The following is a 23,614-nucleotide window of genomic DNA, read 5'->3' as shown; positions in this document are numbered from 1 at the left end:
CTCAGAACCCCTCGTCCAGCAGGTGCTCGAACCGCAGCCCGAGGTCGGTGACGACGACGGCGACGCTCGCGAGCGCGGCGCGGAGGCCGGCGGCGGCGCACGGCGGGAGGTCGCTGCGGACGAGCTCGCGGAGCTGGTCGTAGACGGCGAGCACGGCGTCCTCGTCGGCGGTGGTCGTGCGTCCCAGGAGATCGGTGCTGCTTGCTCGCTCCGGCAGGCTCCGCTCGGTGTTGCCTGCTCGCTCCGGCAAGCTCCGCTCGGTCGCCATCACACGCTCCTCAGGTCGGTCAGCCGCTTGGCCTTGAGCTCGAAGCGGGGCAGGGCGCCGCACGGGGCGCGCTCGATGTGGAACCGGAGGCCCTCGTGGGCGCCGGCGAGGTCGCGCGCGAGATCCGCGGCGAGGCGGCCCCACGGCTCGTCGCCCATCGTCGCGACGGGCTCGACGCACAGGACGATCTCGTCGCGGTCGCCCTGCCGCTCGATGCGGACCTGGAACTCCTCGATGTGGTCGAAGCCGCGGACGATGGCCTCGATCGCGCCGGGGTAGACGTTGGTGCCGCGCACGAGCTTCATGTCGTCGACGCGGCCGATGATGCCGCCCTGGTAGAGGTCCCAGGTGCGGGCGGTGCGGCTGGGGACCTTCACCACCATGTCGGCGGTGCGGTAGCGCAGCAGCGGTGTGGTGCTGCGGCCGAAGGAGGTGCAGACGCGTTCGCCGCGCTCGCCGTAGCCGACCTCGGCCCCCGTCACGGGGTCGATCACCTGCTCGATGAAGTGGTCCTCGATCACGTGGCTGCCGCCGGGCTGGTCGGCCGCCTCGAACATGAAGATCGTCGAGATCTCCGTCATCCCCGCCGTGTCGTAGGCCCGGGCGCCCCAGCGCTCCTCGATGAGCGCCTTCGTCTCCGCCACGACGGGCTCACCGGACAGGATCACGGTGTGCACCGACCCGCTGCGCAGGTCGACGCCCATCGCCCCGGCCTCGGCGCTCAGACGCAACGCGTACGTGGGGGTGGACGCGACGACGGTGGCGCCGAAGTCGACGATCTGCCTGATCCGGCTCGGGGTGGTCTGCGCCCCGCCGGGGACGGTCAGCGCGCCGAGCTTCTCCAGGCCGTTGTGCAGACCCCAGAAGCCGATGAACGAGCCGTAGCCGAACGCGACGTAACCGACGTCGCGTGGCCGGACGCCCGCTGCCCACAGCGCGTAGCACCACATCTCGGCGGCCCACGACCAGTCCTTGCGGCTGTCCAGAGCCCGCAACGGCGTGCGGCCGGACGTGCCGCTGGTGGTGTGGACGCGGATCGCGGCCTCGGGCCCGACGACGGGCAGCTCGCCGTAGGGCGGGTGCTCGTCCTGGCTGCGCATCCACTCCTCGCGGGTGAGGAACGGGATGCGGTCGATGTCGGCCCAGGTGCGCAGCTGCTCGGGGCGGAACCCGGCCTCGGCGAACGTGCGCTCGTAGTGCGGGCTGCGGGCCTGCGCCCACTCGGCGAGCAGGCGCAGCTTGGTGAGCTGGAGGGCGCGCAGCTCCCCGCGGGGCAGTTGCTCGGTCTTGGGGTTCCAGAAGGGCCGCTCGGTCATCGGTGATTCTCCAGATCAGGGGAGGTGCACGAGGCCTTCCTGGACGACGCTGGCCAGCAGAGTGCCGTCGTGGGTGTAGAGGCGGGCGGTACCGAGACCGAGTCCGCGGGTGGCGATCGGCGACTCCTGCACCAGCGCCACCCAGCCGTCCATGCGGCCGTCGTGGTGCCACCACATGGCGTGGTCGAGGCTGGCGGTGACGACGCCGTCGTCCGCCCACGCGGCGCCGTGCCGGCGCAGTACCGGCTCGAGCATCGTGTAGTCGCAGACGTAGGCGAGGGCGCTGCGGTGCAGGGCCGGGTCGTCGGGCAGGGACTCCCAGGCGCGCAGCCACACCGTCTGACGGGTGGAGGGCTCGCCGTCGGCGGCGGTGTAGACGGCGGTGGGGCTGTGGCGGATGTCGAAGCTGCGGTCGTGGGACCAGTAGTGGGTGTCCCGGACGTCCGTGCCCCTGAGGGCTTCCTCGGAGGTCGGCAGCGTCTCGGGGTCGGGGAGATCCGGGATCGGGTCCTGGTGCTCGACGCCCGGACCCGGTACCTGGAACGACGCCATCGCGTGGAAGAGCACACGGTCGCCCTGCATCGCCGAGACGGTGCGGGCGGAGAAGCTGCGGCCGTCGCGCAGGCGCTGCACGACCCAGCGCGTGGGCTGGTGGACGTCGCCGGCGCGGAGGAAGTACCCGTGGAGCGAGTGGACGCGTCTGTCGTCGCCGACGGTGTGGGCCATCGCGACCTGGGCCCGGGCGACGAGCTCGCCGCCGTAGATGCGGCCGGACGGGATCACCTGGGGGTGGCCGACGAAGGTGTCGTCGCCGTCCGGCGTCAGGGTCAGGACTTCCAGCAACGGCTTCGAGGTGCTCATGCGCGCCGGAATCCGGCCAGGGTGGCGTCGTCGACCTCGTCGAGGTTGACCACGATGTTGTCCGGCGTGCGGCAGGTGAGCCAGACGAGCTCCTCGGTGGTGCTCATGTTGGCCTCGACGTGCGGCATGTACGGCGGCACGAACACGAAGTCGCCCTCGGTCATGTCGAGGTACTCGGAGTAGTTCTCGCCGAAGTAGATGCGGGCGGAGCCGGTGAGCACGTAGCCGCCGGTCTCGGCCTCGCCGTGGTGGTGGGGCAGCGAGCGGTAACCGGGCTCGTTGCTCACCTTGCCGAACCAGATGCGCGTGGCGGGCGTGTGCTGGGGGGAGACGCCGGAGATGCGGACCGCACCGCCGGACTGCTCGGTGCCGCCGAACTCCTGGCCCTTGCGGGTGACGACCGGGACGACCTTCAGATCGGTGGACATGAACCCTCGCTTCCGTATGTCGTCTTCGTTACGGTAGTCATGAAAACACATCAGGAGCGACGCGTCGAGGAGTAGCCGATGGAGTACGTCAACCCGCCGGAGCTGGCCCGGCCCTCCGGTTTCACCCACGCCGTGCGGCACGGGGACGCCATCCACCTCTCGGGGCAGACCGCGATGGACGGCGACGGCAAGATCGTTCCGGGCGGAATCGTCGAGCAGTTCCGCCAGGCGTTCACCAACCTCCTGACGGCGCTGCGGGCGGCGGGTGGGCAGCCGCCGGACCTGCTCGGCGTCACGATCTACCTGACCGACATCCCCGACTACCAGAGATGCGGCCGGGAGATCGGGCGCGTGTGGCGGGAGCTGGCGGGCACCGACTACCCGGCGATGGCGGGCATCGGCGTCACGTCGTTGTGGCAGCCGGAGGCACTCATCGAGATCCAGGGGGTGGCGGCGGTCCGGACGGGCACCGCACAAGCGTCGCCATGAGCGCACGCCTGCCGTGACGCCCGTGCGGACGTGGCCACGCTCGTGCCGTCGCTATCCCGCGAGCACCGCGCGGGCATGGGTGGCGGCCGGGGTGGCCAGGCGCTCGCGCAGGGCGGCGAACAGCTCCTCCGCCGCCACCCCGATCCAGCCGACGGGCAGCACCTCCAGCGGCAGGCCCGGGTCGAGGTAGGGCAGGCGGCGCCAGGCCGTCACGACCTCCACGAAGTCGGTGAACGCGCGGGAGTCCGGGCCCGGGTCGGCCGTCCAGCGGGCCCGGACCGGCTCGAACCGGTCGAGGAACTCCGCGTACACGGCGTCGAGGGCGTCGAGGTCCCACCACGTGCGCACGGTCTCCCGCGCCGGCCGCGACGTGACGTGGTGGCTGCGGAACAGGTCGGTGAACCCGCGCAGCCCCGCCCGTTCCAGCGCGGTGGTGACCTCCGGTTCGAGGTGCGCCGGAGCGATCCACAGCCCCGCCCCCACCGTCCCCAGGCCCAGCCGGGTCAGCAGCGTGCGCAGCAGGTGGCGCTTCTCCCGCTCCGACTCGGGCACCGAGAACGTGACGAGCAGCCAGCCCTCGTCCAGCGTGCCACGGCGGCGGGCGAAGATCCGCGTGTCGCCCTCGGCGAGGATGTCGCGGCCGGCGTCGGAGAGGCGGTAGCCGGCGGTGGTGCCGGACTTCTCCGGGATCAGCAGCCCGCGGCGCTTGAGCCGCGACACCGACGACCGCACGGCCTGGCCGTCGACGCCGAACGGGGCCATCAGCCGCACGACGGAGGCGACGGACAGCCACCCCGACTGCTGGCGCGCGTACAACCCGTAGAGCGACACGATCAGCGCCCGGGGCTGCAGCGGGGCGGAGACGCCTACCGCATCCTCAGCGATGGTCACGAGAGCACGATAACCGACGGGGGCACGCCCACCCCTTCCCGCGCGTCTAGCGGCGCAGGCGGGATCGCATCGTCGGCTTCAGGAGCGTCCCCGCCACGAGGTGGCCGCTCGCCCCGCCCAGGCCGGGACCCGGGTGGGTGCTCGCGCCGATGTGCCAGAGCCGGGCGACGGGCGTGGCGTGCTTCGGCGCCGCGGCCAGCGGGCGCCAGAGGAAGTTCTGGTCCAGCTCGGCCGAGCCACCGTAGGGGTCGCCGGCGAGGGCGTTGGGGTTGCGGGACAACAGGTCCGGTGGGGTGATCACGTCGACGCCCAGGACCAGCTCGCGCAGGCCCGGGGCCTGGGCCTCCAACCGGCCCAGAACCCGGTCGGCCAGGCCGGCCGCCAGCTTCTCGTCCCAGCCCTGCGCGGTGTCCAGGGCCCCGGCCGCGTCGCCCACCGGCGCGAACGGCAGCTCCTGCAGCTGCAGCCACAGGGCCGCGGCACCGGCCGGGACGCGGGACGGGTCGAGCACGTGCTGCTGCCCGACCACCACCGTCGGGCGCCGCGGGACCAGCCCCGCCTCGGCCTCGGCGCACGCGATGCCGGTGGACGCGGACCCGTCCGAGAGGTGGACGAGCGGCACCGCCGCCAGCCGGGCGTCCCGCCACGGGACCGGGCCCGACAGCGCCACGTGCAGCTGGGCGGCGGCGCGGCCCGGGCGGTAGGCGGCGGCCTGCTCCGAGACCGGGGAAGGGACCGACCCCGCCGGCAGCAGCGACCCGTACAGCGCCGTCGGGGTCACCGACGCGATCACGGCCCGGTTCGCCGCCAGGCTCCAGCCGTCCCCGGCCACCCCCGCGGCCGTCCCGTCGCGCAGCAGGATCCGCTCCACCGTCCGTCCGGTGTGGATGGTGACGCCGAGCTCGTCGAGCAGTCCGCGCCAGGCCGCCGTGAAGTTGCCGGCCCCACCGACCACCACGGGCAGCCCGGCGGCGTGCATCGTCGCGGCGAAGATCGGCACCATCAGCCCACCCGACGCCGCGTCGGGGGCGAGGCCGGCGTGCAGCAGCCAGGGGGCCCAGAGGTGGTCGGTCTCGGGGCCGCGGAACCGGCCGCGCATCCAGGACCGGCCGCTCGTGGCGGCGTCGCGGACGTAGCCCTCCACGACCGGGCGTCCGCCCCGGACCAGCCCGAACAGCGGCTTCCACGCCGCCGTCGAGTGCAGCTCCGTTCCGAGCAGGCCGCCGATCTGCTCCGCGTGCGCGAAGAACCCGGCGATCATCGCCCGGTAGGCGTCGCGATCCTCGGCGTGCTCGAACCCGGCCACCGTCTCCTCGACGTCGCGGTGCGCGAGGGCGACCGCGCCGTCGTCGGCCACCGACGCCGTCAGCGGGCCGTCGGTGTTGGCGTAGGACAGCCCGTGCCGGAGCAGCGCCTCGCCGAACTCCGCGTACACGGGCCCGGTGACGAACAGCGGGTGCCACGACGAGTAGGTGTCGTGGCGGTAACCGGGCAGCGTGCGCTCCCCGGTGGCGATGAAGCCGCCGATGTCGTCGGCGCCGTCCACCAGGGCGACGCTCCACCCACCGGCCGCGAGCCGGGCCGCGGCGGCCATGCCGTTGATCCCGGCCCCGATCACGACCGCATCAGCGCTGTCAGTGCCCACGGAACGCCTCCACCAGCCACCAGGACGCCTCGTCCGTGCGGACCTTGGCGTCGACGAACATCGGACGCTCCCGCGGCCCGTCCAGCCACTTGCGGAGGGCGTCGAGGTCGCCCTCGGACCGCACCGTGACGGCGTCGCAGCCGTACCCCGCGGCGATCGCGGCCAGGTCGGCGTCCGGGAAGCGGACGGTGCCGTGGTCGGCGCCCTCGAAGTGGTGGAACTCCGCCCCGTAGCCGGCGTCGTCGTAGACCACGATCAGCATCCCCAGGCCGAGCCGGACGGCCGTCTCCAGCTCGGAGATCCCCATGAGGAACCCGCCGTCGCCCAACGCCGCGACGGTGAGCCGGTCCGGGCGGGCGATGGCGGCCCCGAGAGCGGTGGCCAGGCCGAGCCCGATCGACTGGAAGCTCTGCGTGAAGCAGAACCCCGCTGCGTCGGGCACGGCCAGGTAGGCACTGGGATAGCCCATGAAGTTGCCGGAGTCGACCGCCACCGTGCGCTCGGCGGGCAGCAGGGCGTCGAGGGCCGCGGACAGCGTGCGCGGGTCGATCCGCGACGGCTCGGACGAGGTGGGCACCGGGATCTGCGTCCACCGGCCCTCGGCGGCGATCCGCTTCCCGATCTCGGACGTCCGGTATCCCGGCCTCGCGCTGATCACCGCCGCGACGTCGGCTGCCGTGAGCGTCACGTCCCCGAGCACCCCCAGGTCCACGGGACGGTGCGCGCCGATCGCCGACGGCGTGTCGTCCACCTGCACGACCGTGGCCCCGTCGCCGAGCAGGGCGCCGTGGCGGGTGGTCCACATCGTCAGCGACGCGCCCCAGGCCACGACGAGGTCGGCGCCCGTGATCAGCTCCGCCGCCAGGTCGGTGGCGAACCCGCCGGAGATGCCGAGGCTCCACTCGTGGCCGGTGAACAGCCCGTTCGCGACGGCGGAGGTGGCCACCAGCGCCCCGCAGGTGTCGGCGAGCGCGGCCAGCTCCGGGCCGGCGTGCCGGGCGCCGCGGCCCGCGATGAACACGGGTCGCTCGGCGCTGTCGAGCAGCGCGGCCAGGGCCGTCACGGCGTCGGCGTGGGGTCGGGCCGGAAGACGTTCGACGAACGTCGCCTCGGTGAGTGCGCAGGGCTGTTCCTGCACGTCGAGCGGCAGGCTGAGCACCACCGTCCGACGCTGCCCGCGGCAGGTCCCGTAGGCGCGCACGACGTCGGCCACCGCGGACGCGGCCGAGTGCACCCGCTCCGCGACGGCGCCGACGGACGCGACCAGCGCGTCCTGGTCGATGCGGAAGTTCGACCGTACCGCGGCCCCACCGGTGTCGGCGGCCAGCACCAGCAGCGGCGTGCGGCTCTTGGCGGCCTCGGTGATGCCGGTGATCGCGTTGGTCAGCCCGCAGCCCTGGTGCAGCGTCAGGACGGCGACATCGCCGGAGGTCCGCGCGAAGGCGTCGGCCATCGTCGCCGCCCCGCCCTCGTGACGCGCGGCGGTGAACGGGACGCCGTGCCCGCGCAACGCGTTGGTGACGTGGAAGTTGCCGCTGCCCACGACCCCGAACGCGTGTCCGACGCCGAGCTGCGCGATCACGGCGCCGACGACCTCGGCGACCGTGCTCACGACGTCCCCTCCGGGGTCGTGCGCGGAAATCGGTGCGGGAACACTGTTATCCGCGCACGGCTCATCTCTCCACCAGTGCCAGCACGCGGGCGGGGCTGCCCGAGCCCCCGACGATCGGCAGCGGCGACACCACCAGCAGCGTGCCCGTCGGGGGCAGGGCGTCGAGGTTGCGCAGGCTCGTCAGGCCCCACTTGTTCGCGCCCATCAGGAAGTTGTGGCACGCGAAGGGCGGGTCGAAGGAGTGGGCCGCGCCCGCGTCCGTGCCGACCGTCTCCGTGCCGAAGCCGCTGATCGGCGACTCCTGCGCCAGCCACTTCGCGCACTCCGGCGAGACGCCGGGCGTGTGCGGGCCGTTCTCGTCGGCGTTGGCGAACGCGGCGGCGTCGTCCCCGCGCGAGGACCAGCCCGTGCGGTAGAGCAACCACCCGCCTTCCGGGAGGGGCCCGTGCGAAGCCTCCCAGGCCTGCACGTGCTCCACCTCCAGCAGGAAGTCGGCGTTCTTCTCCACCTCGGACGTCACGTCGATCACGACGGCGGCCGCGACGAGCGTGCTCAGCGGGGCCTGCGAGACGTCCGGGCCGTCCTTGCCCGACACCCAGTGCACGGGCGCGTCGAGGTGGGTGCCGGTGTGCTCGCCGGTGTGGATGTCGTTCCAGTACCAGGCCGGGCCGCGGTCGTCGTAGCGCGAGAGCTCCTCCAGCTGGAAGCGGCTGGTGTTGGCGAAGGGCGGCGGCAGCTCCAGGATCGGGGTGGAGGACTGCAGGGGCGTGGTGAGGTCGACGATCTCCACCGCGCCGGAGCGCGCGGCGTCGAGGACGGCGGTCAGGACGGACATGGCGACTCCTGGCGGTCGGGGTTGTCCGCCACGATGGCCCGTCGACGGGGGTGGCGCATCCCGTGAACGCGGAGCTCGTCCGCTCAGCGCCATGAATGGTGACGGGGTGCCGACGCCTCACGCGTCCACCGGGCCGCGACCGGTGGGGTCGCGCATCATGATCGTTCCGAGGTGGGGCCCAGTGCTGCTCCGACGACGACGAGGCCTCTCCCGGAACGATCATGAGGGCTCGGGACCGAGGGCTGGTGGCCCGGCGCCGGGCGTCCGCATAGCCTGTCGGCCGTGGACGCGGTGCAGGAGTACATCGACGCGATCTCCCCGGAGCACCGGCCGTTGTTCGACCGCGTGCACCGGCTCGTCCTCGACGCCCATCCCGGCGCCGAGATGGTGATCGCCTACAAGATGCCCACCTACGTCGTGGGGGACCGGCGGTTGCACGTCGGCGTCTGGAGGCACGGGCTGTCGTTCTACGGCTGGCGCGCCGACCACGACGGGGGTTTCACGGCCCGGCACCCCGAGCTGAGCAGTGACAAGGGCACCATCCGGCTCCCGCCCGCCGCCGCGGCGGACATCACCGACGAGGATCTGCGCGGTCTCGTCGCGGGGGCCCTCGACGCCTGAATCCGGCAGGCGCACAATCCGCCCGCATGGGGTTCATCCGGGGGTTCGGGGAGCTGGGGCGGGGTGACGTCGACGTCGCGGGCGGCAAGGGGGCGAACCTCGGGGAGCTGACGCGGGCCGGCTTCCCGGTGCCACCGGGGTTCGTGCTGACGACGGACGCCTACCGGGAGTTCGTGACGGTCAACGAGATCCCGGAGAACGCGCGCGACCGGTTCGCCGGTGCTGCGATCCCCGCGGCGATGGAGGCCGAGCTGCTCGCGGCCCACGCCGCCCTCGGGGCCGACGCCGTGGCCGTGCGGTCGTCGGCCACCGCCGAGGACCTCGCCGACGCCAGCTCCGCCGGCCAGCAGGACACGTTCCTGCACGTCGTCGGGGCGGACGCGGTGCTCGTCGCGGTGCGGGACTGCTGGGCGTCGCTCTGGACGGACCGTGCCGTGGCCTACCGCGCGCGGCAGGGGATCGACCCCGCGTCCGTCGCCCTCGCGGTGGTGGTGCAGCGGATGGTCGACGCCGACTCCGCGGGCGTGCTGTTCACCGCCAACCCCACCAACGGTCGCCCCGACGAGTCGGTGGTCTCCGCGGCGTGGGGACTCGGGGAGTCGGTGGTGAGCGGGTCGGTCACCACCGACGACGTCGTGGTGGACCGGGCCGGAAACGTGCGCAGCCGGGCCACCGCCGACAAGGCCGTCATGACGGTGACGCTGGCAGCAGGCACGGAGGAACGCCCGGTGCCGGCCTCGCGGCGGACGGCGGCCGTGCTGGACGACGCCGCGGCCGTCGAGCTCGCCGCGCTGGGCGCCCGGATCGAGGCGCACTTCGGGGCGCCGCAGGACATCGAGTGGGCCCGGGCCGACGGCACGTTCTGGATCGTGCAGTCGCGGCCGGTCACGGCGCTGCCCGAGCCCGAGGCCGAGCCGCCGACGGACTGGACGGTGGCCGATCCCACCGCGATGTACGTGCGCGCCAGCATCGTCGAGCAGCTGCCCGACCCGCTGACGCCGCTGTTCGCCGACCTGATCGACGGTGCGGTCAGCCGCTCGCTGCAGAAGCTCATGAGCGAGTTCATCAGCGAGGGCGCCGTCCGTCCGGGAGATGTCGGGCTGCCGACCGTCAACGGGTACGCCTACTACCGCTACACCCGCGCGGGGCTGATCCGGATCTCGCTGCGCAGTCCGGCGGCGTTGAAGGTCCTCACCACCAGCGGTGAGCACAGCGGGCTGCTGCGCTGGCGGGACCGCGCGCACCCGCACTACGCCGGGATCGTGGAGGGCTGGAAGGACCGCCCGCTCGACGCCCTGAGCGACGAGGACCTGCTCGCCGGCGTCGTCGACCTGCTGGACGCGGGGGCGGAGTACTACACGGCGGTGCAGGCGATCATCCCGCTCGCGGCGTCGAGCGAGGTGGCGTTCACGCAGTTCTACGAGCGGCTGGTGCGCCGCGACGGCGACCCGCCCGCGGCCACGTTCCTGCTCGGGTTCGACAGCATGCCGATCCTGGCGGAGAAGTCGCTCTACGACCTGGCCACGTGGGTACGCGACCGGCCGGGGTTCGACGGGACCATCCCGGTGGGGGACCCGGAGTGGGAGCAGCGGTTCCGCGCCCACCTCGACCGCTTCGGGCACACCATCTACAACCTCGATTTCGCCAACGCCGTGCCCGCCGACGACCCGGCGCCCGTCCTCGACACGCTGCGGTTCTACCTGGGCGGGGGCGGCGCCGACCCCTACGAGCGGCAGCGCCGGTCGGCGCAGCGCCGCGAGGAGGAGACCGCCGCGGTGCTCGCCCGGTTGGACCCGTTGCGCCGCAACCTCTTCAACCGCCTGCTGCGGTGGGCGCAGGGCGTGGCGCCGGTGCGGGAGGACGCGCTGGGCGACATCGGGCTGGCCTGGCCCCAGCTGCGCCGGATGCTGCGGGAGCTGGGCTCGCGCCTCGTGGCGGCCGGGGTGATCGAGCAGCCCGACGACGTGTTCTGGCTGCGTCGCGAGGAGATCCTGGCCGGGAAGGCGGGCGACGTCGGGCAGCGCCGGATGGTCTGGCGGGGGCAACGCCGCGTCACCCCGCCGCAGATCCTCCCCGACCGCGCGGCCTGGCGGCTGATGGAGAGCTTCCTGCCCGCGACGTTGCAGGACCAGACCGGGTCCGTCCTCACGGGTACCGGCGCCAGCGCCGGGCAGGTCACGGCCACCGCCCGCGTGCTCACCGGGCCGGAGGACTTCGGCCGCATGCAGCCCGGCGACGTGCTGGTCGCGAGCATCACCACGCCCGCGTGGACCACGCTGTTCGCGATGGCGTCGGCGGTGGTCACCGACATCGGCGGGCCGCTCTCCCACAGCTCGATCGTGGCCCGCGAGTACGGCATCCCCGCTGTGCTGGGCACGGCGGTGGCCACGCGCCGGATCGCCGACGGCGAGCGCATCCACGTCGACGGCGACGCCGGGACGGTGACGCTGCCGGAGAGCGAGGCGGTGGAGGCCGAGCCGGTGGCGCCGTCGCAGCGCGGCCGGTGGGTGGCCGCCGCGGCGGCCGGGCTCGGCCTCGCGTGGTGGGTACGTCGACGCCGTCGTTGACCGGAGGTCAGTAACCGTGTCATCGTGTTGACCACTGGTCAGTACGCGACGATGCGGGGGATCACGGTGGGCGAGCAGAAGAAAACACTGCGGGGCGCTGACGTCGGCATCCCCCCACGTCAGCTGGACTTCCGGCTCAACGAGGAGATGCCGCGCTGGCTCTACGCCGGCAACGCGACGGCCACGCTGTTCCTGGTGGTGCTCTCCGGTGCGTTCCCGCCGGGGGAGGACTTCTTCGTGCAGTCGGTGAACCGGTTCAAGCACCGGGTCACCGATCCGACACTGCGCGCGCAGGTCGCCGGGTTCACCGGCCAGGAGGTGATCCACAGCCGCGAACACGACCGGCTCAACGACGTCTTCCGCTCCCGCGACATCGACGTCGACGTGCCCGAGAAGGCGATCGCGCTGGCCCTGCGCCTGCTCGACCTGCTCCCCGCGCGGCAACGGCTCGCGTGCACGGCCCAGATGGAGCACCTCACGGCGCTGCTGGCCGAGGAGCTGCTCTCGCACGAGGACTTCCGCACCCGCATCCACGACGACCTCACCGAGCTGTGGATCTGGCACGCCCTGGAGGAGCTGGAGCACAAGTCCGTCAGCTACGAGGTGTACGAGACCATCGGCAACAGCCGCCGCGAACGCGTGCTCGCCGAGGTGCTGGTGGACGCGACGATCATCCCGGCCGCGCTGGTGAGCTGGATCTGGCTGGTGCTGGCCGAGGGCGTGTGGCGCCGGCCGCGCGACATCCGCGACGGCGTGCGCATGCTGTTCGGACCCGGCGGTTTCGTCGGGCGGATCATCCCGCGCGTCGGGGTGTTCCGGAAGCCGGACTTCCACCCGGACCGCCACGACACGACCGCCCTGGAGGCCGAGTGGCGCGAGCGCCTGTTCGGTCCCGACGGCACGCTGCGCGACCAGCTCCGGAGACGAGCCTAGGCTCGACTGTGTGGCAGGGACCTCCGAGCGGCGGCTGAGCGCGGCGGCGCGGCGCGCACAGCTCGTCGACGTCGCGTACGCGTGGATGCGCGAGCACCCCCTCGCCGCGCTCTCCCCGGACGCCGTCGCGGCCGGGGCGGGCGTGTCGAAACCGCTGGTCTTCCACTACTTCCCCACCATCGGCGACCTGCAGCTGGCCGTGTTCGACCAGGTCGCCGACAGCCTCGTCGAGCGGCTGGAGCGCACCAGCGACGTCGCCCTGCCCGACCGGCTCCGGGCCGGGATCGAGGCGTTCATCGACGCCGCCGACCGGCACGCGGAGATGTACCTGCACGTCATGCGCGGCGGGGCGACGGACGAGAAGCTGCGCCGCGCCATGCACGCCACGCGCGACCGGCTGGCCCGGCTGATCGGCGGCTGGGTCGGCGTCGACGCGCCCCCGCCGGCCCTGCTCGTGGTGCTCCGCGGCTACCTGGGGCTGATCGAGGAGGCGGTGCTGGAGTGGCTGCCGCAGCGCCCGGTGCCGCGGGAGGCGCTGGTGGACTTCCTGGTGGGTGCGGCAGAACAGATGCCAGGGCAAGCGGCGGCGCTCCTGGGGCGCGCGTAGTTCCTGTCATCGGGGGTCACGCGGCCAGGGCGGCATAGCGGCCTTCGCGCTCCACCAGCGTCGCGTGCGTGCCCTGCTCCACCACGCGGCCGTGGTCGATCACCACGATCTGGTCGGCGTCGCGGACGGTGGACAGGCGGTGAGCGATGGTGATCGTCGTGCGGCCCTGCGCCAGGACGTCGAACGCCTTCTGGACGGCGCGCTCGGTCTCGTTGTCCAACGCGCTCGTGGCCTCGTCGAGGACGAGGACACGCGGGTTGCGCAGGAGCGTGCGGGCGATGGCGATGCGCTGTTTCTCGCCGCCGGAGAAGCGGTGGCCGCGTGAGCCGACGACGGTGTCGTAGCCCTCGGGCAGGCTCGCGATCAGGTCGTGGACCTGGGCGGCGCGGGCCGCGGCCTCGATCTCGGCGTCGCTCGCGTCGGGCCGGGCGTAGCGCAGGTTCTCGCGCACGGTGGTGTGCAGCAGGTAGGTCTCCTGGCTGACGACGCCCACGATGTCGGCGAGATCGGCCAGGCGCATGTCGCGCAGGTCGACGCCGTCGATGGTGACGCGCCCGGAGCCCGGGTCGTAGAGGCGGGCGACCAGTGACGCGAGGGTGCTCTTGCCGGAGCCGGTCTCGCCGACCAGGGCCAGCGTGGAGCCGGCGGGCACGTCGAGGTTGACGCCCGCGACGGCCGCGTGGTCGGCGCCGCCGTAGGCGAACGTGACGTCCTCGAAGCGGACGTGGCCGGCCACCTGCGACGGGTCGATCACGACCGGGTGCTCCGGGTCGTCGACCTCGACGGGCAGGTCCAGGTACTCGAAGATCCGCGCGAACAGGGCCAGCGAGCTGACCAGCGAGACCCCGACGTTGAGCAGGCCCATGATCGGCCGGAACAGGCCGGACTGCAGCGTGGTGAACGCGATCAGCGTGCCGATGGACAGGGTGGTGCCGGGCAACCCGGCGGCGAGGTAGATGACCGCGGGGATCGCGGCGAAGATGACGCTCATCGAGGCCATCCGCCAGCGGCCGGCGAGCTGGGAGCGCAGCTCCAGGTCGATCAGCCGCTCGGACGAGCCGGTGAAGCGCTCCACCAGCGCGGGGCCGGCGCCCATGGTCTTGGAGAGCTGGATGCCGCTGATCGACAGCCCCTCCTCGACGGTGACGTTGAGGTCGGCCAGCTCGCGCTGCTGCGCCGTGGTGATGGAGCGGCGCATCGTCGCGACGCGGCGCGTCAGGTAGATCGCCGGCGGCATCACGACGAGCGAGATGAGGGAGAGCTGCCACGACAGCGCGGCCATGGCGACGGCGGTGGCGACGGCCGTGGTGAGGTTCGAGGCGACGGACGTGGCCGTCGAGGTGACGACGGACTGCATGCCGCCGATGTCGTTGGTGATGCGCGACTGCACCTCACCGGTGCGGGTGCGCGTGAAGAACGCGACGGACTGGCGCTGCAGGTGGGCGAACACGCTGGTACGCAGGCCGTGCATGACCTGCTGGCCGATGCGCGTGCTGATCCAGGTCTGCACCACTCCGAGCGCGGAGCTCACGGCGGCGACGGCGACCATGCCGATCACCAGCCAGACGAGCAGGGTGAGGTTGCGGTCCGGCAGCGCGGTGTCGATGACGGCGCGGAGCAGGAACGGCGAGGCCAGGCCGACGATCGAGGAGATCACGATGATCCCGACGACGATCGCGAGCGGCCAGCGGTAGGGGGTGAAGAGCTGCCCGATGCGACGCAGGGAGACCTCGCGGGCCTGCTTCTTCTCGGCAGCGGAGACGGGGCGGTTCTTGATGCGTGGCGGTTCCAATAAAGGGCTCCTTCTGTCCGGGTAGATGCTGAGGTTACCTCAACATGAGGGAGCAACACCAGTGCTGGGTAGGCTATTCCCCGTGGAGGAGGACGAGTCCCTGGCCGAGGCGTTCTGGGCGGTCGCGCGCACGCTGCGCCACCGGTCCAAGGAGTCCCTGGCGCCGTGGGACATCACGCCGTCGCAGTCCCGCGCGGTCATGACGTTGGCCCGCCACGGCACCGTGCGGCTCAGCGCGCTGTCGGAGCACCTGCGTATCGCGCCGCGGTCGGTCACCGAGGTGGTGGACGGCCTGCAGGAGCGCGGCCTCGTCGAACGGCTCCCCGACCCGCACGACCGGCGAGCCACCCTCGTGCGGCTGACGGACAAGGGCACCGAGCTCGCCACGGCGATCCGCGCCGCCCGCGTCGCCGACGCGGAGGGCTTCTTCGGCGTCCTCGACGACGCCGACCGCGCCGAGCTGGGCCGCATCCTGCGTCGCCTGCGGGGCTGAAGAATCGTCGGGCGGGGCCGTGCTCGCGGACCTCCGCGTCGACACGCCCCTGTTCGGCACCGTGCTCTCGGGCGTCTACGTCGACATCGCGCTGGGGGCGGCCCGTACCTGCGCGACCCTCCCGTCCGCGACCTGCTCCCGCTGCGCCCACGCGGCTGACCGTGGTCATCCCCGGGGGGCGAACCTGCGGAGCGCGCAAAGGAAGTCGATCTCGTGGAACGCGGGCCGGTAGGCGTCGCGGAAATGCAGCTCGGCGTGGGCGCTCTGCCGGGGTATGAAGTTCGACCTCCGCTGCTCACCGCCGGTGAGGATCACCAGGTCCGGGTCCGGCTGCCCCGTGGTGCAGAGGTGTGCGCCGGTGTGCGCCGATGTCGTCCGTGGTGAGCGTCGCGCCCACCTCGGCCGTGGTCTCGCCGCGGGCGGCCCCGGTGGACACGCAGCGGGCCGATCATCCCTGTTTCCCCTGCGGCTCGAGGTCGCGCAGGGTGCCGACGCCGACCGCCGCGAGCAGCAGGACGCCGGTCGCCGCCGGCACGTCGCCGGTGACCAGGAACAGGGCGCCGGCCGTGGCGAGCGCGGCGACCAGCGCGTGGCCCGCGGCACGGAGCCGGACGGGCGACGGGGGAACCAGTGCGTCCGGTCCGAGGGAGGCCAGGACTCGGCACACCTGGACCGCGCCGATGCCGAGCGCCATCCACCAGGTGGCCAGCACCGTGACCGCGGCCGGTGGCGGAAGGTCGGACCGGGCCATGGCCACGGCGGCGGCGCCGAGGAGTGCCGGCGCCGCGAGCAGGTGTGCGACGCGGCGGGCGGTGGCCACCAGCGCGCGTGGCCAGGGGGCGGCGAGGCCGAGGCCGAGGAGCAGCAGCGTGGTGCAGGCGGTATGGGCGGGCAGGGCGTGTTGCTCCGCCCCGGCGTGGCCGACGAGCCACCCCGCGAGCCCGACGGCGACCAGTGCCGTGGTGACCCGGGCCCGCCGCTCGGCCGTGCTGCGCGCCGGCCAGATCGCCGGGTGCAGCCACATGTCGACGACGCCGGCGACGAGGCTCGGCCACGACCGCCATCCGGCGGCGCGGGCCTCGGTCTCGACGTCGGGGCCCCACGCCCGCCGGAACGCGGCGGGGTAGAGCCGCACCAGCCGGGCCTCGACGCTCATGCCGGCGCTACCCCGAGCCGGTGCAGGCCGGCCGAGGCCACCCGTTGCATGGCGCGCAGCTCCCGCTCCAGCACGGCGCGCCCCTCGTCGGTGATCCGGACCGGGCGCTGGCGTCCCTGCTCGTCGAGCGGCTCGACGAGCCCCTTCGCCTCCAGGCGCGTGAGCGCCCCGTAGAGGCTACCGGCGCCGAGCCGTGCCCCGGTGAGCTCCTGGATGGCGGTGTTGACGGCGTAACCGTGCAGTGGCCCGTCGGCCAGCGCGTAGAGCACGAGCGTCTGGGCGTCGTTGGCCTGCATGTCGCCGGACTCTACTACGCGACGAGTGGTACGCAGCAAGTAGTATGTGCTGTGTACTATCTGTCAGATGGGCATCCCCGACGCGGGACATCCCGCCCGTAGGGCAGCGGCCCGTGCGCTCGGACTCACGCTCGGCCTGGCCGCCGTCCGGGCGGGCAGCCCGTGGCAGGACGACCCCTACCGCGGCGCCGTCTCGTGCACGCTGTTCCTCGCGCTGCCGCTGTCGGCGGTGCTGCGCGACCAGGTGCTCGCGGTGCTCGGCCTGCCGGCCCCGCTCGGCACCCCCGGGCAGCTCGCGCAGCTCGTCGTGGTGGGTGCCGTCCTCGCGGCCGCGGTGGCGTTCGCGATCGGCGTCAGCCTGCGGCCGGCGGGATCCTGACCGGGGCCGCCGTCACCGGGCGGGTCAGCCAGCAGTCGGCGTGGTACCAGCCCGCGGCCTCCTTGCCCGTCGGGTCCAGGCCCCGCGCCCGCACGTCGTGGACCGCCGCGTCCTGCTCGCCGCGGTCGGCGAAGCGGCGTTGCCGGTACGTGCCGGGCAGCTTCTCCGTCACCAGGCCGTAGGGCTCGAACACCGCCGAGATCTCCGTGTAGTCGAAGACGCGCAGGACGAACACCGCGAGCCGGAGCTGCTGCGGTGCTCCGACGGCGCCCAGGATGCGGGCGAACGTGTCGCGGCCGACGTAGCCCACCCCGCCCGTGCAGACGACGAGCCCGACGTCGCGCAGCCCCGTGGCCAGCGCCGGGGACGGGGCGGTCGACTCCAGGTCCTCGGCCCAGCCGTTCGCGAGCAGCCCGGTGCGCACGCCGTAGTCGATGGCGGGCGCGGAGGCGTCGAGGCCGAGGACCGTCAGGTCGGGGCGGCGCAGGTGCTCGGCGTGGAAGGCCGCGTCGGAGGTGATCACCGACTCCGGGTCCAGCCCGACCCGCGCCGGGTCGGCCGCCCGGGCGCCGAGCGTCTCCAGGTCGACGTCGAGGCGCAGCAGCGCCGCGTTGATGCCGTACGAGCAGCAGACGTCGAGCACCGTGCGGTTCCCGGACGCCTCCAGCGCCGCCTCGATCACCGGCTTCGCGTGCTGCGGCACCTGGTAGTCCAGCAGCCGCAGCGTGCGGAAGTAGCCGCGCGGATCGGTCTGCGTGTAGATCGTGCTGAAGTCCGCCTTGCTCTCGGCGCTCAGCGGGTCAGGCATCGGCGAGCAGCTCCTCCAGTTCGCGCACGGCGTCGGCGAGCGCCACGGCGAAGATGCCCATCTGCTCGCTCACGGCCCGCGGCGTGCTCAGGTAGAGGTCGAAGCGGCCCGGCATCATCGCGTAGCCCACCCCGATGCACTTCTCGCTGGTGGAGCCGAACCCCCAGTACTTCACGTGCGGTGACGGCACGGCGCTGGTCGACAGGTAGTCGTCGCGCATGATCGTCCAGCCCGGCGAGCCGTACAGGGGGTCGACGTCGTGGCCCTGCCGCGCCGCGATCAGCTGCAGCTCCCACAGGTGCTGCTCGGGGGCGAGCCCGGCCTGGCACTCCTTGGCGCGGGCGACGTGCTTGTCGGCGGCGGCCCGGAAGGCCCTGCGACGTTCGTCGGGTCCGGTCGCCGCCGTGAACGCCAGGATCTCCGGCGTCACCACCCGCATCGCCTCGGTCCGCCCGTGCCTGAACGCGCGCGTGGCGATCGACTCGTAGGTGGCGCCGACGTGGCCTTTCGCACGGACGTGGGCGAGCTGGAACGCCATCTGCGCGAACGCGTCGGGCGAGCACTTCAGCGCCTTGGCGCGCTCGGCGCTGAAGTCCACCGACAGCGTGGAGGTGGCGGTGTCGGCGGCGTAGTCGGCGAACGCCTTCCCGGCGGTGTCGATGTCGGCGCGCTGGGCGTCGTCGAGCACGAACGCGACGGGCGCGACGGCGGGTGTCTCGCCGAGCCCGGCCGGGTCGGTGGGTTCGGGGGTCTCCAGGACGGTGTCGAGGTAGGCGATCACGGTCGTGCCGTCGAGCTTGCAGTGCTCGCCGTTGTAGCCGGCGGTGCCGTCGGCGAACACGATGAGCGAGACGGACTTGTCGAACCACCGGTTGCCGCTGTCGCCGTGCAGGAGCTGGTCGGAGGCTTCGAGGGGGCTCGACGGCGTGAGGTCCTCGAGGCAGACGCAGAACAGGGCCGTCTCGAGGGTGTCGAGCGCGTCGGCGTTGGCCGGCAGCAGCGTCGTCCGGCTCGCCGCCCACTCGGCGCGCGCCTTCGTCGTCAGGTGCCCGACCGCGGGCCCGCGGGTCGGGCTCGCGGCCACCGCGGCGCGCAGCCCGGCCGCGATCTCGTCGACGGCGTAGGGCCGGCCCTCGGGGCTGATCACGTCGACCGCGAGGGCGTTGCCGTCGTGCAGGACGAGGATGTGCCGCGCCTGCGACGGGCCCGGCCACGCGTCGGAGTACGGGTTGCGGGAGCTGTCCAACGGGTCACCGGGGATGCGGGTGGCGGAGAACAGGTACTTGTTCTGCTCCATCGACAAGGCCTGCCCGCGTTGGACGACCGGCGGCAGGGTCTCGTCGTCGATGCTGAGCTTGTACGCCACCGACGCGGCGACGAGCCGGGCCGCCCGCTCGATCTGGCCCAGCGGGGAGTCCTCGAAGAGGAAGAAGAAGTTGGCGTTGAGCGCGATGCGGTCGCGTCGGCCCAGGTAGCGCTGCCTCCAGAACGCGTCGAGCCAGCTCGCCGTGTCGGGCCGGGCGTCGTAGGCCGCGAGCTGGGCGTGCAGGTCCGGGCCCGGCCCGTCGCGGAACGCCGCGACGGTCTTCTCGGTGGTGGCCAGCTCGTCGGCGGTCAGCAGCGGTGCGCACCACTCCAGGAACCGGTCGCAGGTGTCGTCGAGGGTGGGGAGCGGCACGCGCGGGAGGTGGTCCTCGTTGCCGAAGGTGCGGGTCGACAGATCCACGTTCGTCCTCATCTAGTCCATCAGCTGGTCGACCCGGGACGTAGCGCCCAGGTGCGCGGGGGTGACGCGGCCGAACAGCTGCCGCGTGCGGGCGGGCGAACCGATCACGTCGGGCCGCTCGCTGTAGGCGAAGATCGCCGAGTGGCGGTCGGTACCGCCCTCCACGGGGCTCACGCGGTGCAGCGAGTAGCGGCCCCGGAACAGCTGGAGATCGCCTGGCCGCAGGGTGAGGCCGCGGACCCGTTCCCGGTCGCCGTCCAGCACGGCGCGCACGTCGGCCACGTTCTCCGCCCGGGCGGTCCGGATGTTCGGGCAGTACTCGAAGACCCCGCCGCCCTCGGGTTCCTGCGTCAGCATGCTGACGGTGAACTCGTTGGTGTCGAAGTGCCACGGGTGGCTGCGGCCGGGCGTCACGACGTTGAGGGTCAGGCCCGAGAGCGGGTCGGCCAGCGGGTGGACCTGGGGCAGCCCGAAGCAGGCGGCGACGAACGCCTGGAACGCCGCGTCCGTGTAGAGCTGCTGGATCAGCGCGCCGGCCGGGATCGTGTCGCGCGCGACGAAGGCGTTGCCGCGCCGCATCGGGATGCGGGCGGGGTGGTCGGCGGGCAGCGTGTCGTCGGGTTCGGTGTTGTAGACGTTCACCGTCTCGACGTCGTAGTAGGCGAGCGGCGCCACGGCGGCGCCCTCCCGCCGCAGGGTCTCGCGGAGGTCGGCCCGCACGAGGTCGGGGATCACGCAGCAGCCGGTGGCCACCAGCTCCTCACGGACCCGGGCCACCAGGGTCGGGTCGGACAGATCCACATCGATCATGTCTGGGTCGATCACGGACCCGAGTCAACAACACCGGTGGGTGGCGGCGCTACGTGTGGGTGACGTACCTGTCCGAGACCGCCGCGTTGTAGCGGCCGAACATGACGCCGAGCGTCTCCAGGTCCTCCGGGGACCAGTCCTCGAGGAGCTCGCGGATGTTCTCGCGGCGGCGGTCGCGGACGGCCTCGGTGCGGCGCAGGCCCTCGGCCGTGACGCTGATGATCGTGCGGCGGCGGTCCTCGGCGGCGGGGGCGCGGTCGACGAACCCGGCGGCGTGCATCGCCCCGATCTGCCGGCCCGCGGTGGACGGGTCGACCCCGACCGCCGAGGCCAGCGTGCGGATGTCCATGGGGCCGAGGTCGTCGAGCGTGCGGAGCAGCAGGTACTCGGCGGGGTCGAGCTCGACGTAGACCTCGCCGCGGCGGCGCACCATCTCGACGTTGCGCCGGAGTACCGCCGTCTGCAGCTCGATCACGTCGACCGGCTGCGTGGTGCTCGTCCTCACAGGAGCCCTCCTCCTGTCGATTACCGGCACGATACCGGCTATTGTCGGTACCATACATGCTTCAGGAATTCGGGGTTGCGACTGATGGCACTACGTGAGCGGGGACGGCGGGTCAGGGACCGCGTGGTCGCCTCCGACCCGGGTCTGGGCCGCCTGCGGATGGCGGGCAACGCGGTCGTCGCGCTGGCGACGGCGATGGGGGTGGAGTACCTCGTCGCCACGGCGACCCACGCCGGGGCCCAGGGCACGCTGATCGCGATGCTGCTGGGCGCCGTCATGGCGATGATGGGGTCGATGGGGCTGGCCAGCGGGTCGGCGCTGGAGAAGGCGCGCACGGCCGTGTTCTTCCCGGTGGCCATCGGGGTCGGCATGCTCGCGGGCGTCGCCGTCGCGGGCAGCCACGTCGTGATGCTCGCCGTGTTCGTGGTGGTCATGTTCGCCGCGGTGTTCGTGCGGCGCTTCGGTCCGTCGTTCTTCTTCTACGGCTTCATGGGCTGGATGGGCTACTTCTTCGCCTCGTTCCTCGGGGCGACCCTGGCCATGCTGCCGGGGCTGCTGCTGTTCGTCGTCGTCGCCTCGGCGTGGATCCTGCTGCTGTCGGTCACGGTGCTGAAGGCGAACCCGCGCCGGACCGTCACGCGGATGCGGCGCTCGTTCGGCGCCCGCAGTCGCGAGGTCGTAGGGCTGGCGGCGGAGCTGCTGGAGGCTGAGCCGCGTGAGGTCCGGCGCCGTCGCCGGATCCGCGCCCGGCTGCACGACCGGCAGCTGCGGCTGGCGGAGTGCGCGCTGATGGTGGACAGCTCGCTGGCCGACGTCGACGCGACCCCTACGGGATGGTCGGCCCCGGCACTGCGCCGCCACCTCGTCGACGCGCAGCTCGCGATCGACGCCGTCGCGCACTCGGCGCTCACCCTCGACGCCGGAGCCGGTCCCCGGGCCGCGTCGGCACAGGTGGCCCACGTCGCCCGCCGGCTCGCCGCCGGCGACCACGCGGCGGCCGAGCGGGAGGCGCGGCTGTTGCGGGACCGGGCGACCGAGGTCGCCGTGCGCCGCGCCGCCACGGCGGTCCTGGAGTACTGCGACCTGCGGCGCAACAGCCGCGTGCCCGCGACCACGCCGGACGCGGCCGAGTCGTTCGAGCCGGCCGTCGTGATGATGATGGGCAACCTTCCGGGCTCGCCCGCCGTCGCCCGCGACGTCGCCCCGCGCACCGGGCGCTGGAACCCGCTGGGCCGGCTCGACCTGGTCTCCCGCCAGGCCGTGCAGGTCGCCCTCGCCGGTGGCCTCGCGATCGTGCTCGGCAGCCTGCTCTCGCAGCAGCGCTACTACTGGGCGGTGCTCGCCGCGTTCCTCGCGTTCACCGGCACGGCCACGCGGTCGGAGACCGCGATCAAGGCCGTCAACCGCGTGGTCGGCACGCTGGTGGGGCTGTTCGCCTCGATCTGGGTGGCGAGCCTGACGGTGGGCAGCACCTCCCTGGTGCTGATCACGATCCTGCTCTGCATGTTCTTCGGCTTCTACCTGATCAAGGTCTCCTACGCCTTCATGATCTTCTTCATCACGATCATGGTGGGGCAGCTCTACAGCGTGCTCAACGAGTTCAGCGACGGGCTGCTCGTGCTGCGGCTGGAGGAGACCGCGATCGGGGCGGCCGTCGGCATCCTGGTGGCGCTGCTGGTGGCCCCGGTGAGCACCCGCGACACCGTCCGGGCCGCCCGGGCGACGCTGCTGAACTCGCTGGCCGACATGCTGGCCGCCGTGACCCGGCGGGTCGACCCGACCGTCGAGGTGCCCGACGACGAGGCCGAGACCACCGACCTCGACGGGCTCGCCCGCACCGTCGAGAACGCGCTGCGGCAGCTGAACCTCGTGGCCGCGCCGTTGACCCGGCCGATGCTGTTCGACAACGACCCCACGAAGGTCCGCCGCGCGCTCACGCTCTACGCGGCGGCGGCCACCCACTCCCGCGCGCTGGCGTCCCAGGTGCGCCGGGACCCGGCCGTGCCCACCCACCTGGCGCAGGCGACCGCGGCGCTGGCCGCGGCCACCCGCGACCTCGCCGGGCTCACCGCGGCCAGCGCCGATCCCGAGGTGCTCGACGCCCTCGCACGCGCCGACGCCGTGCTGTTCGCGACCGACGAGCCCGGCCACGTCGGCCGCACCCTGATCCACCTGCAGCAGTTGCTGCACCGGCTCACCACCAGCGACTTCGGCTCCGACGCCGTCCTCGACGTCGCGCTCGTCGCGCCGCGCCGGGAGACCCCGGCCGTCGGGACGGGGCTGGCCGGGGTGGTCACCGGCCCGTCGGGCGGCCCCGTCGTCGACGGCGCCGTCACGCTGGTGGACGAGCGCGGCAGCCAGGTGGGTGGCACGCGGCTCGACCGCGCCGGCCGCTACCACCTCGACGTCCCGTGCCCGGGCACCTACCTCGTGGTGGTCGGGGCGCCGCACCACGACTCGGCGGTGGCGCGCGTGGCCGCGGATCCCGACCGGTTGCGCCGCCACGACGTCACGCTGGACGAGATCGGGGTCGGCGCGGGAGTGTGATCGACATCCGGCCGTTCCGGTTCGGGATC

Annotated in this window: 23 protein-coding genes; 8 read left to right on the top strand and 15 right to left on the bottom strand. The window is 73.2% G+C overall.

All coding sequences use genetic code 11. From position 1 onward, the window contains the following. Position 1: 1 nt before the first annotated feature. From BGP03_RS13685 to BGP03_RS13670, 4 genes are read right to left on the bottom strand one after another with little or no spacing between them, the layout of a single operon-like run. Positions 2 to 268 (bottom strand): hypothetical protein, encoded by a 267-nt coding sequence (locus BGP03_RS13685; protein WP_298798875.1) that lies wholly within the window; start codon positions 266 to 268, stop codon positions 2 to 4. Next, positions 268 to 1,584 carry an AMP-binding protein gene (locus tag BGP03_RS13680; protein ID WP_296373576.1) on the bottom strand — a complete coding sequence of 439 codons (1,317 nt, stop codon included), beginning with the start codon at positions 1,582 to 1,584 and terminating at the stop codon, positions 268 to 270. Before BGP03_RS13680 ends, BGP03_RS13685 begins: the two co-directional genes overlap by 1 nt. Positions 1,585 to 1,599: 15 nt before the next feature. Then, the gene (locus tag BGP03_RS13675; protein WP_298798873.1) at positions 1,600 to 2,445 is read right to left on the bottom strand and encodes an acyl-CoA thioesterase II; all 846 of its coding nucleotides are present in this window, start codon (positions 2,443 to 2,445) and stop codon (positions 1,600 to 1,602) included. Continuing rightward, entirely contained in the window at positions 2,442 to 2,873 is a 432-nt protein-coding gene (locus BGP03_RS13670; protein ID WP_296373572.1) for a cupin domain-containing protein, read from the bottom strand. Before BGP03_RS13670 ends, BGP03_RS13675 begins: the two co-directional genes overlap by 4 nt. Positions 2,874 to 2,951: 78 nt before the next feature. On the opposite strand from BGP03_RS13670, the gene BGP03_RS13665 reads away from it, so the two are divergent. Next, entirely contained in the window at positions 2,952 to 3,362 is a 411-nt protein-coding gene (locus tag BGP03_RS13665; RefSeq protein ID WP_298798871.1) for a RidA family protein, read from the top strand. A 51-nt stretch (positions 3,363 to 3,413) separates the two neighbouring features. On the opposite strand, the gene BGP03_RS13660 is transcribed toward BGP03_RS13665, so the two are convergent. The 4 genes from BGP03_RS13660 to BGP03_RS13645 all read right to left on the bottom strand — a co-directional run bounded on the left by BGP03_RS13660 (position 3,414) and on the right by BGP03_RS13645 (position 8,345). After that, entirely contained in the window at positions 3,414 to 4,253 is an 840-nt protein-coding gene (locus BGP03_RS13660) for a PaaX family transcriptional regulator C-terminal domain-containing protein (RefSeq protein WP_296373568.1), read from the bottom strand. A 46-nt stretch (positions 4,254 to 4,299) separates the two neighbouring features. Next, positions 4,300 to 5,898, bottom strand: a complete 1,599-nt coding sequence (locus BGP03_RS13655; RefSeq protein ID WP_298798869.1) for an NAD(P)/FAD-dependent oxidoreductase — start codon at positions 5,896 to 5,898, stop codon at positions 4,300 to 4,302. After that, the gene (locus BGP03_RS13650; RefSeq protein ID WP_298798867.1) at positions 5,888 to 7,510 is read right to left on the bottom strand and encodes a thiamine pyrophosphate-binding protein; all 1,623 of its coding nucleotides are present in this window, start codon (positions 7,508 to 7,510) and stop codon (positions 5,888 to 5,890) included. The genes BGP03_RS13655 and BGP03_RS13650 overlap by 11 nt, the downstream gene beginning before the upstream one ends. 61 nt (positions 7,511 to 7,571) lie before the next feature. Next, positions 7,572 to 8,345 (bottom strand): cyclase family protein, encoded by a 774-nt coding sequence (locus BGP03_RS13645; RefSeq protein ID WP_296373562.1) that lies wholly within the window; start codon positions 8,343 to 8,345, stop codon positions 7,572 to 7,574. A gap of 282 nt (positions 8,346 to 8,627) precedes the next feature. Between BGP03_RS13645 and BGP03_RS13640 the strand changes: the two genes are divergently transcribed. From BGP03_RS13640 to BGP03_RS13625, 4 genes are read left to right on the top strand one after another with little or no spacing between them, the layout of a single operon-like run. Further along, the gene (locus BGP03_RS13640) at positions 8,628 to 8,966 is read left to right on the top strand and encodes a DUF1801 domain-containing protein (RefSeq protein WP_296373558.1); all 339 of its coding nucleotides are present in this window, start codon (positions 8,628 to 8,630) and stop codon (positions 8,964 to 8,966) included. A gap of 26 nt (positions 8,967 to 8,992) precedes the next feature. Next, positions 8,993 to 11,533: a PEP/pyruvate-binding domain-containing protein gene (locus BGP03_RS13635; RefSeq protein WP_298798864.1), complete on the top strand. Its 2,541-nt coding sequence runs from the start codon at positions 8,993 to 8,995 to the stop codon at positions 11,531 to 11,533. Positions 11,534 to 11,557: 24 nt separating this feature from the next. Further along, the gene (locus BGP03_RS13630; protein ID WP_298798862.1) at positions 11,558 to 12,466 is read left to right on the top strand and encodes a metal-dependent hydrolase; all 909 of its coding nucleotides are present in this window, start codon (positions 11,558 to 11,560) and stop codon (positions 12,464 to 12,466) included. Between the two features lie 10 nt (positions 12,467 to 12,476). Beyond that, positions 12,477 to 13,073 carry a TetR/AcrR family transcriptional regulator gene (locus BGP03_RS13625; RefSeq protein ID WP_296373552.1) on the top strand — a complete coding sequence of 199 codons (597 nt, stop codon included), beginning with the start codon at positions 12,477 to 12,479 and terminating at the stop codon, positions 13,071 to 13,073. A gap of 16 nt (positions 13,074 to 13,089) precedes the next feature. On the opposite strand, the gene BGP03_RS13620 is transcribed toward BGP03_RS13625, so the two are convergent. Then, on the bottom strand, positions 13,090 to 14,865 hold the full coding sequence (locus tag BGP03_RS13620; RefSeq protein ID WP_296373550.1) for an ABC transporter ATP-binding protein: 1,776 nt from the start codon (positions 14,863 to 14,865) through the stop codon (positions 13,090 to 13,092). Positions 14,866 to 14,947: 82 nt separating this feature from the next. Here BGP03_RS13620 and BGP03_RS13615 point away from each other — a divergent pair, with 82 nt between their 5' ends. Then, on the top strand, positions 14,948 to 15,358 hold the full coding sequence (locus BGP03_RS13615) for a MarR family transcriptional regulator (RefSeq protein ID WP_296373548.1): 411 nt from the start codon (positions 14,948 to 14,950) through the stop codon (positions 15,356 to 15,358). Between the two features lie 165 nt (positions 15,359 to 15,523). Here the strand turns inward: BGP03_RS13615 and BGP03_RS13610 are convergent, their stop codons facing one another. After that, positions 15,524 to 15,961, bottom strand: a complete 438-nt coding sequence (locus BGP03_RS13610) for an undecaprenyl diphosphate synthase family protein (RefSeq protein ID WP_296373546.1) — start codon at positions 15,959 to 15,961, stop codon at positions 15,524 to 15,526. Between the two features lie 549 nt (positions 15,962 to 16,510). Continuing rightward, entirely contained in the window at positions 16,511 to 16,810 is a 300-nt protein-coding gene (locus tag BGP03_RS13605) for a PadR family transcriptional regulator (RefSeq protein ID WP_296373545.1), read from the bottom strand. Between the two features lie 67 nt (positions 16,811 to 16,877). Here BGP03_RS13605 and BGP03_RS13600 point away from each other — a divergent pair, with 67 nt between their 5' ends. Next, positions 16,878 to 17,189: a hypothetical protein gene (locus tag BGP03_RS13600; protein ID WP_296373544.1), complete on the top strand. Its 312-nt coding sequence runs from the start codon at positions 16,878 to 16,880 to the stop codon at positions 17,187 to 17,189. Here BGP03_RS13600 and BGP03_RS13595 read toward each other — a convergent pair. From BGP03_RS13595 to BGP03_RS13580, 4 genes are read right to left on the bottom strand one after another with little or no spacing between them, the layout of a single operon-like run. Next, positions 17,164 to 17,997, bottom strand: a complete 834-nt coding sequence (locus BGP03_RS13595) for a hypothetical protein (RefSeq protein ID WP_296373542.1) — start codon at positions 17,995 to 17,997, stop codon at positions 17,164 to 17,166. The two genes, BGP03_RS13600 and BGP03_RS13595, sit on opposite strands and share 26 nt — an antisense overlap. Further along, positions 17,990 to 19,735, bottom strand: a complete 1,746-nt coding sequence (locus BGP03_RS13590) for a choline/carnitine O-acyltransferase (RefSeq protein ID WP_298798859.1) — start codon at positions 19,733 to 19,735, stop codon at positions 17,990 to 17,992. The genes BGP03_RS13595 and BGP03_RS13590 overlap by 8 nt, the downstream gene beginning before the upstream one ends. Next, positions 19,736 to 20,533, bottom strand: coding sequence for an arpA protein (locus tag BGP03_RS13585; protein WP_298798857.1), 798 nt, complete (start codon positions 20,531 to 20,533; stop codon positions 19,736 to 19,738). Between the two features lie 49 nt (positions 20,534 to 20,582). After that, positions 20,583 to 21,038, bottom strand: coding sequence for a MarR family transcriptional regulator (locus BGP03_RS13580; RefSeq protein WP_298798855.1), 456 nt, complete (start codon positions 21,036 to 21,038; stop codon positions 20,583 to 20,585). Between the two features lie 123 nt (positions 21,039 to 21,161). Between BGP03_RS13580 and BGP03_RS13575 the strand changes: the two genes are divergently transcribed. Further along, complete coding sequence (locus BGP03_RS13575) at positions 21,162 to 23,585, top strand: FUSC family protein (protein WP_296373534.1); 2,424 nt, start codon at positions 21,162 to 21,164, stop codon at positions 23,583 to 23,585. Positions 23,586 to 23,614 lie beyond the last annotated feature (29 nt).

Origin of the sequence: Pseudonocardia sp. 73-21 (assembly GCF_001899645.1) — a bacterium.
In the GTDB taxonomy this organism is placed as follows: Bacteria; Actinomycetota; Actinomycetes; order Mycobacteriales; family Pseudonocardiaceae; genus Pseudonocardia.
Note: the sequence above shows the minus strand (reverse complement) of the source record. Positions and strands in the feature narration are given on the sequence as shown.

Excerpts from the sequence above, each read along its gene's own strand:
- BGP03_RS13595 (WP_296373542.1), bottom strand. The coding sequence starts at position 17,997 with ATGCCTGACCCGCTGAGCGCCGAGAGCAAGGCGGACTTCAGCACGATC.
- BGP03_RS13635 (WP_298798864.1), top strand. The coding sequence starts at position 8,993 with ATGGGGTTCATCCGGGGGTTCGGGGAGCTGGGGCGGGGTGACGTCGAC.
- BGP03_RS13670 (WP_296373572.1), bottom strand. The coding sequence starts at position 2,873 with ATGTCCACCGATCTGAAGGTCGTCCCGGTCGTCACCCGCAAGGGCCAG.
- BGP03_RS13600 (WP_296373544.1), top strand. The coding sequence starts at position 16,878 with ATGGGCATCCCCGACGCGGGACATCCCGCCCGTAGGGCAGCGGCCCGT.
- BGP03_RS13675 (WP_298798873.1), bottom strand. The coding sequence starts at position 2,445 with ATGAGCACCTCGAAGCCGTTGCTGGAAGTCCTGACCCTGACGCCGGAC.
- BGP03_RS13665 (WP_298798871.1), top strand. The coding sequence starts at position 2,952 with ATGGAGTACGTCAACCCGCCGGAGCTGGCCCGGCCCTCCGGTTTCACC.
- BGP03_RS13685 (WP_298798875.1), bottom strand. The coding sequence starts at position 268 with ATGGCGACCGAGCGGAGCTTGCCGGAGCGAGCAGGCAACACCGAGCGG.
- BGP03_RS13680 (WP_296373576.1), bottom strand. The coding sequence starts at position 1,584 with ATGACCGAGCGGCCCTTCTGGAACCCCAAGACCGAGCAACTGCCCCGC.
- BGP03_RS13605 (WP_296373545.1), bottom strand. The coding sequence starts at position 16,810 with ATGCAGGCCAACGACGCCCAGACGCTCGTGCTCTACGCGCTGGCCGAC.
- BGP03_RS13585 (WP_298798857.1), bottom strand. The coding sequence starts at position 20,533 with ATGATCGATGTGGATCTGTCCGACCCGACCCTGGTGGCCCGGGTCCGT.
- BGP03_RS13590 (WP_298798859.1), bottom strand. The coding sequence starts at position 19,735 with ATGAGGACGAACGTGGATCTGTCGACCCGCACCTTCGGCAACGAGGAC.
- BGP03_RS13645 (WP_296373562.1), bottom strand. The coding sequence starts at position 8,345 with ATGTCCGTCCTGACCGCCGTCCTCGACGCCGCGCGCTCCGGCGCGGTG.